9 protein-coding genes are annotated in these 11,270 nt (G+C 35.2%); 8 read left to right on the top strand and 1 reads right to left on the bottom strand.

What is annotated here, in order from left to right; translation table 11 throughout:
* Positions 1-621: 621 nt before the first annotated feature.
* Positions 622-2,052, bottom strand: coding sequence for a circularly permuted type 2 ATP-grasp protein (locus tag VB776_RS24050; protein ID WP_323699394.1), 1,431 nt, complete (start codon positions 2,050-2,052; stop codon positions 622-624).
* Positions 2,053-2,309: 257 nt separating this feature from the next.
* On the opposite strand from VB776_RS24050, the gene ygiD reads away from it, so the two are divergent.
* From ygiD to VB776_RS24090, 8 genes are all read left to right on the top strand, one after another.
* On the top strand, positions 2,310-3,140 hold the full coding sequence (gene ygiD, locus VB776_RS24055; RefSeq protein WP_456062076.1) for a 4,5-DOPA-extradiol-dioxygenase: 831 nt from the start codon (positions 2,310-2,312) through the stop codon (positions 3,138-3,140).
* Positions 3,141-4,067, top strand: coding sequence for a tRNA epoxyqueuosine(34) reductase QueG (gene queG, locus VB776_RS24060; RefSeq protein ID WP_323699396.1), 927 nt, complete (start codon positions 3,141-3,143; stop codon positions 4,065-4,067). It abuts the gene before it with no gap.
* Between the two features lie 233 nt (positions 4,068-4,300).
* A complete protein-coding gene (locus tag VB776_RS24065) occupies positions 4,301-5,161 on the top strand; it encodes a dienelactone hydrolase family protein (RefSeq protein WP_323699397.1) in 861 nt (286 codons plus the stop codon).
* A 216-nt stretch (positions 5,162-5,377) separates the two neighbouring features.
* Positions 5,378-5,662 (top strand): SCP2 sterol-binding domain-containing protein, encoded by a 285-nt coding sequence (locus VB776_RS24070; RefSeq protein ID WP_323699398.1) that lies wholly within the window; start codon positions 5,378-5,380, stop codon positions 5,660-5,662.
* Positions 5,663-5,766: 104 nt separating this feature from the next.
* Positions 5,767-7,125, top strand: a complete 1,359-nt coding sequence (gene mnmE / locus VB776_RS24075) for a tRNA uridine-5-carboxymethylaminomethyl(34) synthesis GTPase MnmE (RefSeq protein ID WP_323699399.1) — start codon at positions 5,767-5,769, stop codon at positions 7,123-7,125.
* Between the two features lie 717 nt (positions 7,126-7,842).
* Positions 7,843-8,967 carry a DUF4236 domain-containing protein gene (locus VB776_RS24080; RefSeq protein ID WP_323699400.1) on the top strand — a complete coding sequence of 375 codons (1,125 nt, stop codon included), beginning with the start codon at positions 7,843-7,845 and terminating at the stop codon, positions 8,965-8,967.
* Between the two features lie 296 nt (positions 8,968-9,263).
* Positions 9,264-9,677, top strand: a complete 414-nt coding sequence (locus VB776_RS24085) for a hypothetical protein (RefSeq protein ID WP_323699401.1) — start codon at positions 9,264-9,266, stop codon at positions 9,675-9,677.
* Between the two features lie 638 nt (positions 9,678-10,315).
* Positions 10,316-10,798: a DUF4240 domain-containing protein gene (locus tag VB776_RS24090; RefSeq protein ID WP_323699402.1), complete on the top strand. Its 483-nt coding sequence runs from the start codon at positions 10,316-10,318 to the stop codon at positions 10,796-10,798.
* Positions 10,799-11,270: the final 472 nt, after the last annotated feature.

Raw genomic sequence — 11,270 nt, forward strand, 5'->3', positions numbered from 1 at the left:
AAACCCATTCATAACTGGGGAATTATTATCAACCAATTTTACCTTATTTTTGACCAAAGAATCAAAAACAAATAATCAATACAAAAAACAACTTACACAAAATTAGGGATAGTGTCTATCAATGCAAGTGCGTCCGAAACTTTGTTACACAACTGGTATTTTAAACTCTGATGTTACAGAGCTTAATCTTACAAATAGATACAGTTGGATGAACAGACTCTTGAAACAGTGGGTGCTTACATTCTCCGATACAGTGCCTATATTCTTCGAGTAGGTGCTTACATTCTCCGATATAGTGCCTATATTCTTCGAGTAGGTGCTTATATTCTCCGATACAGTGCCTATATTCTTCGAGTGGGTGCTTACAGTCTCCGATACAGTGCCTATATTCTTCGAGTGGGTGCTTACATTCTCCGATACAGTGCCAGTATTCTTCGGGTGGATGCTTATATCCTCCGATACGATGCTCTAATACTTCTGGTTATACCCTAAAGTCTATTTCCTCTTGGTGGGTTCTTCGATATAGCACATAATCGCAACTATAAAACACTAATCTTTAAACCAAAAAAGGTTGACAAACCTAGTTATTTGTCAACCTTTTTTATATCAATTGTTTAATTATCAGTATAATACCCAAGTGTCTTTAGAGCCTCCACCTTGTGATGAGTTTACTACTAAAGAGCCTTTGCGTAATGCTACACGGGTTAATCCGCCCGGAATTACTTTCACGCCATCTCCATAAAGAATGTATGGACGTAAGTCAACGTGTCTGCCTTCTGAGTGGTCGTCAATCAAACAAGGAACTCTTGAAAGTGAAATCGTAGGTTGAGCAATATAATTTCTTGGATTTGCTTTAATACGTGCTTTAAAGATTTCTTGCTCTTCCTTCGTTGATTTTGGTCCAATCAACATACCATAACCACCTGCTTCATTGGCTTCTTTTACTACCAATTTCTCAATGTTTTCTAATACATATTTGCAATCAGCTTCCTCTCCGCAAATAAAAGTTTCAACATTTGGAATGATTGGGTCTTCACCTAAATAATACTTAATGATTCTTGGTACATAAGCATAAATTACTTTATCATCTGCAACACCCGTTCCTGGTGCATTCGCTAAAGCAATTCTGCCTTTTTTATATACATCAAAAATCCCCGGAATACCAATTAATGAATCAGGATTGAACGCTTTTGGATCTAGGAAAGTATCGTCAATTCTACGATAAATTACATCTACAATCTGGAAACCTTTAGTAGTACGCATTTTTACATAACCATCATGCACCACTAAATCTCTGGAGTCAACCAATTCAACACCCATTTGTTGTGCTAAATACGAATGCTCAAAGTAAGCAGAATTATAAATTCCCGGAGTCAATACACAAACCGTAGGATTTGGGCGATCGCTGATGTGTTGTAACATCTGCAACAATTTGTTTGGATAGTCAGAGATAGACTGCACTCTGGTTTTACCCAATACTTCAGGGAAAGTACGTTTTAGTAGTTCTCTGTTTTCGAGCATGTAAGAAACACCCGACGGACAACGGAGGTTATCTTCCAAAACCATAAACTTACCATCATCGCCACGGATTAAATCCGTACCAGTAATGTGAATATAAATGCCTTTTGGGGGGCGAATTCCCACACATGGTTTTAAGAAATCTTTTGAAGTTTCGATTAATTCACGAGGAATAATACCGTCTTTTAATATTTTTTGGTCATGATAAATATCATCCAAAAACATATTAAGTGCCGTGATACGTTGTATCAAGCCTTTTTCGGTTTTTTTCCAGTCTTCAGCTTCAATTACTCTTGGAATAATATCAACAGGCATAATGCGTTCTGTTCCTTCATTTTCCGAATAAACATTGAAAGTAATACCCATTGCCATTAACGAACGTTCGGCTGCTTGGTGGCGACGAGTAAACTCTTCAATCTTTAACTGTTCTACACGTTCCTTAAATGCCTCATAACCCAATCGCACATTGCCTTGTGCATCAAACATTTCATCGAAGAAGCCTTCGGTTTGGTAGTTCTCAAAACTAAAATTCATAGGCTTTGGATATTTTATTAGTTGTTATTACCCTAATTTAAAAAAATAATGCTGTGCTTCAAAATTGTTTTCCCAAAGAAAATTCTGAAAATGACAATAATCACAAAATATGTTAAAAAATGAGTAAAATTACTTACCTATTTTCATGCTAATTTACGCTTTGAACTTACTAATCAACCAATCCGTTGCATAAAATATAGTATTTTAGAGAAATGAATCGAAAAACATTTATAAAAGCCTCCGCAGGAGTATTAGCCATGTCAGCATTAGGAACTTTAAAAGTATTTTCTGAGCAATTATCACAACAAGAACAGAAGACTCCCTTACTTTTTATTGGACATGGTTCACCCATGAATGGAATAGAAAATAATCAATTTAGTCAACAATGGTCATCTTTAGCAAAAGATTTTCCTGAACCAACTGCGGTGATATGTATTTCGGCTCATTGGCTAACAAGAGGTACTTTTGTAACAGCAATGGAAAAACCTAGAACGATTCATGATTTTGGTGGTTTCCCGAAAGCTTTATTTGATGTACAATATCCTGCGATGGGTAGTCCAATTATTGCAGAAGAAACCCAAAAACTCATTACAAAAACAGCTATTCATTTAGACCACGATTGGGGTTTAGATCATGGAACATGGACAATCATCCGTCATATCTATCCAAAAGCCAATATTCCCATTTTACAACTGAGTATCGATTATCATCAATCGCCACAGTATCATTATGAATTAGCACAAGAATTAGCCATTTTGCGTAGAAAAGGAGTATTGATAATTGGAAGTGGAAATATGGTACATAATTTAAGAATGGTAGATTTTCAGCGAATCAATGGTGCGTATGGTTATGATTGGGCGATTGAAATGAATGAAAAATTCAAGAAGAATATTACAGAAAGAAATCATAAATCGTTAATAAATTACGAAAGTATGGGACAAGCCGCTAAATTGGCAATTCCCACACCCGACCACTATTATCCTTTATTATATATTTTAGGAATGCAAGAGAAAAACGAAGAAGCAAGCTTTTTCAATGACGTGCCTGTGGGCGGTTCTCTGACGATGACTTCTGTAAAAATTGCTTAAATGTTGAATCATTCAAAAAATACTTTCTTAATCAAGCAAAAAGCCAAAGAATTGGGCTTTGATTTTTGTGGTATTTCAGAAGCTGGATTTTTGGAGGAAGAAGCACCAAGGTTGGAAAATTGGCTGAAAGCGAATCATCACGGCAAAATGCAGTACATGGAAAACCATTTCGACAAACGCCTTGACCCACGATTATTAGTGGACGATGCCAAGTCTGTGGTTTCTTTACTTTTTAATTATTATCCTTCTCAAAGATTGCCCGAAGGCGTAAATGATTTAAAACTTTCAAAATATGCTTACGGTACAGATTATCATTTTGTAGTAAAAGAGAAACTAAAAGCATTTTTGGAATATATTCAAGAGGAAATCGGAGAAGTTGGAGGAAGAGTTTTTGTAGATTCTGCACCTGTGATGGATAAAGCTTGGGCGAAAAAAGGTGGTTTAGGTTGGGTCGGTAAAAACAGTAATCTTATCAATAAAAAGCAAGGCAGTTTCTTTTTTATTGCAGAATTGATTTTGGATTTAACTTTAGAACCCGACGGCCCTGTAAAAGATTACTGCGGTACTTGTACTCGTTGTGTTGAAGCTTGTCCGACGGACGCCATCATTGAACCTTATATAGTTGATGGTTCTAAATGTATTAGTTATTATACTATTGAATTGAAAGAAGCCATTCCCGTAGAAGTACAGAATAAATTTGAAAACTGGTTTTTTGGTTGTGATATTTGTCAGGATGTTTGTCCTTGGAATCGTTTTTCAAAACCACATCATGAACCACAGTTTAATCTCCATCCCGACTTAGCGAATTTTTCTAAAAATGATTGGGAAGAAATCACCGAAGAAGTGTTCCAAACCATCTTTAGAAAGTCACCTTTGAAACGCACAAAGTACGTTGGTCTAAAAAGGAACATAGAATTTTTAAAGTAATTATATTAGATTTGAAATTGGCTTTCGAACGTCGGCTGTCAGACTTTTGCTTTCAGGCTTCGGTCATCGGATTTGACTTTTAGATTAGCTGTTAACTAAAAGAATTTTGATTCCTTGAAAAATAAATCATGAAAGATTTTTGTAAACAAAGCTTGATAACCCAAAAACTAAAGCCCGAAATCCGACGACCGAAAGCTGAAATCCAATAAAACAACCTTCAAACAATATTCACTATGAATCAAGAAATTATTAACCTTTTCGATGAATATACTCACAAGCCATTGAGCCGTGAAGATTTCATCAAACGTCTTGTTAAATTAACAGGAAGTACAGTGGCGGCTCTTTCTGTTCTACCTTTATTGGAAGTAAATTACGCCAATGCCGCAACGATTCAAGAAAACGACGAAGATATTGACGTATCAGACGTTACTTATGAAGGCGATGGCAGTACGATGAAAGCTTATTTGGCACAACCTAAAAAAATCAAAGGAAAAATTGGGGCTGTAATTATCATTCACGAAAACCGTGGCTTAAATCCTCATACCAAAGATGTAGCTCGCAGAGTAGCAAAAGCAGGTTATTATGCTTTGGCAGTGGATGCACTTTCTCCTTTTGGCGGGACACCAGAAAATGAAGATGAAGCTCGTGATTTATTCAGTAAAATAGATGCTACAAAAAATACCAACAACTTCTTGAAAGGTTTTGATTACTTAAAATCTTTGCCAAAAAGTAATGGTAAAACCAGTTGCGTAGGTTTTTGTTGGGGTGGTGCTTTAGCTAATCAGTTGGCTGTCAATTCGCCAACGCTCAATTCAGCAGTAGCCTATTACGGTCGCCAGCCAGAAGTGGCTGATGTTCCTAAAATCAAAGCCAAAGTTTTATTACATTATGGAGGCTTGGACGAACGCATCAACGCAGGGATTCCTGCTTATGAAGCTGCCCTAAAAGCGGCTGGTACAAAGTATGAACTTTATGTTTATGAAGGGGCTCAACACGCTTTTAACAACGATACTGCTCCCACACGTTATAATGCAGAAGTAGCCAAAAAAGCTTGGGAAGCTACTTTAAGAGTATTTAAGGAAACGATTTCGTAAAATGCTGTAGGCTGTAGGCAAGTACAAACTTTTTTCAACAGGGTGGGACTTAAGTCGCACTATAAGCAAACGTTTTTCAATAGGGCTGGACTTAAGTCGCACTATAAGCAAACGTTTTTCAATAGGGCTGGACTTAAGTCCAGCCCTATTGAAATGAAGACTTAAATCCATTCCTATTGAAAAATAATGAAGTGAAAATTTATAAATCTCAACATCATGACTTTTGAAGAATTAACACAAAAAATTACCGCTTTGGCTGCTGCTAAAGGTGGTTTAGGTTCATCTATAAAATTTGCAACGGATGTAGGAAGTATTTTTATCAGCGGTGATGGCAAAGTAAGCAATGCCGACGATGCCGCAGATTGTACCATCAGCGTTAGCTTAAAAGATTTGCAAGGCTTGATGTCGGGCGATTTGAATCCGATGACAGCCATGATGTTTGGTAAACTAAAAATCTCTGGCGATATGGGTATTGCCATGAAATTGAAGGATTTGTTTTAAATTTGTAATACGATTTGGCACGAAGCGACTTCTCGCAATCGGCTCAAATGTTCACTCAAACCACGATTGCGAGCGGTCGCAAAATCAAATCGTGTTACAAATTTATGTTTAATCAAGATACAATTTGTGCTTTAGCTACTCCGCAAGGCATTGGAGCAATCGGTGTTATCAGAGTTTCTGGTCCAGAAACTTTCCCGATTGTCAATAGAATATTTAAAGGTAAAAACCTCGAAATACAACTTTCTCATACCATTCATTTCGGGACAATCAGAGACAACCAAACCATCATTGATGAAGTATTGGTGTCACTTTTCAAAGCTCCTTCTTCTTATACTCGTGAAGATACCATCGAAATCTCTTGTCATGGTTCGGATTTTATCATTCAAAAAATCTTAAAATTAATTCTTCGTGAAGGTGCAAGATTAGCCAATCCGGGAGAATTTACCCAACGAGCTTTTTTGAACGGACAATTAGATTTAGCCCAAGCAGAAGCCGTAGCAGACTTGATTGCGTCCGATTCAGAAGCGTCACATCAAACGGCTATCAATCAAATCCGTGGAGGTTTTTCAAAACAAATTGCTCAACTCAGAGAAGCCTTAATTCATTTTGCTTCTTTGATAGAATTGGAATTAGACTTTGGCGAAGAAGACGTAGAATTTGCCGACCGTGACGATTTGCGTCAATTAATCTTTAAAATTCAAAAAGTACTCATTCCGTTGATTGATAGTTTTGAAATGGGGAATGTTATCAAAAATGGTGTACCGACTGTGATTGCTGGCAAGCCTAATGCTGGTAAATCAACACTTCTGAATCGTTTATTGAACGAAGAAAAAGCCATTGTTTCAGACATTGCTGGTACAACTCGTGATGTGATTGAAGACGAATTATTTATTGAAGGCATTCGTTTTAGGTTAATTGATACCGCTGGTTTACGCAAAACAACAGATACCATCGAGGCGATTGGCGTAGAACGTACTTTGCAACAAATGGACAAAGCCAGTTTGATTGTTTATTTATTTGATGCTTCCGAAATTACACTTTCTGAAATGGCACAACAAATCACTGAATTTAATGCTCCTTATTTATTAGTCGGCAATAAAGTAGATACACTTTCAAAAGACCAAAAAGTAAACTTTGAAACTGCTTATCCGGACATTCTTTGGATTTCTGCGGCAGAAAATCAACATATTGATACGTTAAAAAACACATTGGTCAATAAAGTAAAGACCCGTGAAATCAAAGCAAGCGATACTGTGGTGACCAACCTCCGCCATTATCAACATTTATTACAAACCAACGGAGCTTTAGAAAATGTTTTACAAGGTTTAGACCAAAGTATTACTGGCGATTTTCTCGCACAAGACATCCGTTTTGCCCTTCATCACTTAGGGGAAATCACAGGGCAAATCACAACAGATGATTTATTGGCTAATATATTTTCTAAGTTTTGTATTGGCAAATAAAAAATTGGCAAAACTCTTGGCATGACTTAAAGCCTCATGCCATGAGTAAAGACTGGCTATTCTTTCGCTAGAGCTTCATTACAGTGAACACTCCCTCACTCCCTAATATCATTTCACTACTGCATAATCACTAACTACTACCGCATAATATCACTTCACTACCTCATTCTCACTAACTACTACTGCCTAATATCAATTAACTATTGCATTATCACTAACTACTACTGCATAATATCACTTCACTACCACATTATCACTAACTACTACCGCCTAATATCAATTAACTATTGCATAATAACTAACTGCTACAGCCTAATATCACTTTACTACTGCATAATCACAAACTGCAACCTCATAATATCACTTCACTATCACATAATCACTAACTACTACCGCATAATATCACTTCACTACCGCATTATCACAAGTCTCCACTGCTTAATCTTACTTTGCAATTGTTTATGCACAAAATGCTTTTTGTAAAAAGCAATTTATTCCTCTCATAATTTGTATTATACCCAGAAAACTTACCGTATAATAAGTTTTTTATGATTAGTATATTGAATATTTTTGATTGTGTTTGGGAATGGGTAGATTGATGGATAAAATTATTAACAATACAAAAAATATTACAAAACTTTCGCATATTAGCAAGTTGGGTACTATGCTATGCAAAACAACACCTTGACAATTCTAACAACAAAATAAGACAAACATATGGCTTGGAGTTTTCGCAGACGAATAAAAATAATACCAGGGGTTTATTTGAATTTTAGTAAAAGTGGTATAACAACTTCTGTCGGAGTTAAAGGAGCAAGTATGACTTTTGGGAAATCAGGGACATACCTAAATACAAGTGTACCAATTTTGGGTATTTACAACCGACAAAAATTATCAGGTTCGGACACAAACCCGATACCTGAAATCCACAATCCCCAACAATTAACTGAACTTTCAGACAATATTTTTAGTGCGGACATTCAAGAAATTACAAGCCAAAACATGCAGGGTGTAAAGGAAGCAATAATTTTGGCACATCAACAACGAAAAGAACTCAAAACAGACTTACTTAAAATTCAAGCGACTTTGGGTACTTCAAAACTAAAATTAACTTTAAGCTACATTTTTCTGTACGGACTAATCAAAAAGACAATAGCAGAAAATATTAAAATAGATATTCAAGCACAACAGGAAGCAATAAAGCAGACAAAAGAACAGATAGAAAACTGTTTTGTAAAACTTGACATTGATTTTGATCCAGAAATTAAAGAGAAGTACAACAAACTTATTGAAAGTTTTAAAAAACTGACAACTTCACAAAAAATTTGGGACGTAACAAGTGCTCATTATCAAGACAGAGTTGCGACAAGGTCATCAGCAAGTACAATCGTAAAGAAACGAGATGTAAAGTTTGCAGTCAAATCACTACCTGACATAAAATCAGATTATGAAGCACTTTATTTTCAAAATGCAAATGGGGCTGACTTGTATTTTTATCCAAGTTTTATTGTCATGTATTCATCAAAAACGAGTTTTGCATTAATTGGACTTGATGAAATCATACTCAATCAGAGTTATGTCAGGTTTACTGAAACAGGAACAGTACCAACAGACTCAAAAGTTATAGATAAAACTTGGGCGAAAGTGAATAAGAATGGAACACCCGACAAACGATTTAAAGGAAATTATCAAATTCCAGTGGTAAGATATGGAGAAGTTAGTTTAAGGACAAGTACAGGTCTAAATGAAGAATACGAATTTAGTAACTATGAATTTACCGAAGACTTTGGAAGAGCATTTAGAGATTACCAACAAACAATTAAATCACTAAAACAGCTCTGACACAATAAGCACAGCCCCTAATGGTGCAAGTGTTAAGCGAAGCGTCACTTGTACCTAGAACTAGCTCAGTTTATAACTGAGGATAAAAGGCTCTACTGGTGCAATCGTCAAGCAAAGCGTCACTTATACTTAATATTACCTCATTTTGTAAAGAGAATAAAAGGCACAATTAGTTTCAGTTCAAAACTAAAACTGTTATTGTTTAGCACAAGTGAAGCTATGCTTAACACTTGTGATAGTTGAGAAGTGGAGTTTTTAATGATGATTAACAAGTTGGAAAAACAGTTGAATAGCAAATGAAAACAAACTTCAAAATTATTTCATTCACAGAAATAGAGTTTAATGGTATAAAACTTGACTTACATAATAACTTTGAATTTATATCTGCAAATACAGAAATATCATATAAACGAATATCTCTTCATTTTAGAAAATCTACCGGTGATTGGGCTATTAATGCAGAATATCATAATCTTTATTTCATTCTTGATAATTATAATTTTCTTAAACAAATTGATATTAATCCCGAATTTATAGAAGATGATTTTTGTCTTTCTGGGATAACATTCTTTGACAATGATTTTAGAGAAGAGGATTATGGACTTATTGAAAGAGAAGTTCCGAATGAAAGCGACGACATAATTTTTTCTTTTGAAAGTGAAAGAGTAATAAGAGTGAATTGCGAGACTTTAACTTTGATAGCTGATTGAAAAATTGCAAATAATAACCCTCGCTTTGCCAAGTTTAACAAATGGAACAATACTAAAATGCAGTCTCAGGCTACAAAAATGGTGTATTGAAACTGTTCTCAGGTTTTCTCAAGACATAAAATAAATTAAACCACTCATAGCATGACTTTGAGTTATGCGATGAGTAAAAATCAAATTAATTAAAAAAATGCTCGAAAACCCAAACACAAACAAAACCGAAAAAGACTTGAAGTTTCTTTTAGGATTAAATACTGGGCTTTCAATTCTTGGAGTAAGTTTACTTATAATATTCAATGCAATCAGTTATTTTTCAATAGGGAATTTCCATTTAATTCCTTCAGTAATATTTATACTAATATCATTTTGGTGTTTACGAAATATTGTTAATCTAAAAAAAGAAATGAAAAAATATAATCAGTAAATTGAATGTTTTAGCCCCTCGCTGTTCCACGTTTAACAAATGAAACAATAATAAAATGCAGTCTCTGCCTGCAAGAATGGTGTACTTTCTCGATAATACGGAATGTACGAAAGAAATTAAAAAACTGGTACGAGAAAAAATTAGTAAAGGATATTATCAAGTTACCAGTACAACACAAATTCCAATTAAGCCGACACAAAACTATATACTTATACTTATGAACGAAACTGTTTTTTGGGAAATCATTGAATCCTCTTGGGCTGACTCGCCAAGATTAAATAAAAAAAGAGCGAAGGCTCTGATAAGTAATGAAGAAGAATTACTTGCAGAACTAAGTGAGGAACTTTCAGAAACAATCCTTGAAAATTATGATAAAAGACTTTTAAAACTAAGCAAAGAAGACTTAACTGCATTTATACACATTTTAGAAGAAAAGCTTTACAATATTGATAGGGAGGACATTCATGAATATACAGACGGTTCGGATGATGGTTTTTTATATTGCAGATGTTTTATACTTGGAATGGGTAAAGAATATTATGATATGATTGACAAAGAACCTTCCAAAGCAATCATGGACTTAGAAGCTGAATTATTTGGATTTTCAGCATATCAACAATATGAAGAAAAATTCGGAGAAGAATTTGAACGAAACTCAATTCATTGCATAGAAACGTGTTCAAATGGAAATGGTTGGTAATAAGAATAAAAACGCTCATCAAGACCAACAACACGAGCGTAAGCAACTCGTTACTTTGCATTCTACTACATTTGTTTGTTGCTGACGCTCAATTCGTTGGTCTTGGCGACCCCGAGAAAAACTCCAACAAAGGCTAAAATTGATATTAATCCCGAATTTATAGAAGATGATTTTTGTCTTTCTGGGATAACATTTTCGCCGTTGTTGGTGTTTGTTCACCAACAACACGTGCGTCAGCAACTCGTTACTTTGCATTCTACTACATTTGTTTGTTGCTGACGCTCAATTCGTTGGAGAAAACTCCAACAAAGGCTGAACTTTCCAATTAGGGTTGACCTTTCTTTTTTTACCTGGGCTTCCCTTTAATCTTGTAAATATTTAATAATCAACACATTGCCAATAAAATAACCCCGAAGAAGTGTCAATACTGGCAATTTTCGGGGTTTTTCTGTATTTTGTTACTGCTAAGAAA

This window comes from Arcicella gelida (assembly GCF_034931025.1).
Classification (GTDB): Bacteria; Bacteroidota; Bacteroidia; order Cytophagales; family Spirosomataceae; genus Arcicella; species Arcicella gelida.

Excerpts from the sequence above, each read along its gene's own strand:
- VB776_RS24050 (WP_323699394.1), bottom strand. The coding sequence starts at position 2,052 with ATGAATTTTAGTTTTGAGAACTACCAAACCGAAGGCTTCTTCGATGAA.
- ygiD (WP_456062076.1), top strand. The coding sequence starts at position 2,310 with ATGTCAGCATTAGGAACTTTAAAAGTATTTTCTGAGCAATTATCACAA.
- queG (WP_323699396.1), top strand. The coding sequence starts at position 3,141 with ATGTTGAATCATTCAAAAAATACTTTCTTAATCAAGCAAAAAGCCAAA.
- VB776_RS24065 (WP_323699397.1), top strand. The coding sequence starts at position 4,301 with ATGAATCAAGAAATTATTAACCTTTTCGATGAATATACTCACAAGCCA.
- VB776_RS24070 (WP_323699398.1), top strand. The coding sequence starts at position 5,378 with ATGACTTTTGAAGAATTAACACAAAAAATTACCGCTTTGGCTGCTGCT.
- mnmE (WP_323699399.1), top strand. The coding sequence starts at position 5,767 with ATGTTTAATCAAGATACAATTTGTGCTTTAGCTACTCCGCAAGGCATT.
- VB776_RS24080 (WP_323699400.1), top strand. The coding sequence starts at position 7,843 with ATGGCTTGGAGTTTTCGCAGACGAATAAAAATAATACCAGGGGTTTAT.
- VB776_RS24085 (WP_323699401.1), top strand. The coding sequence starts at position 9,264 with ATGAAAACAAACTTCAAAATTATTTCATTCACAGAAATAGAGTTTAAT.
- VB776_RS24090 (WP_323699402.1), top strand. The coding sequence starts at position 10,316 with ATGAACGAAACTGTTTTTTGGGAAATCATTGAATCCTCTTGGGCTGAC.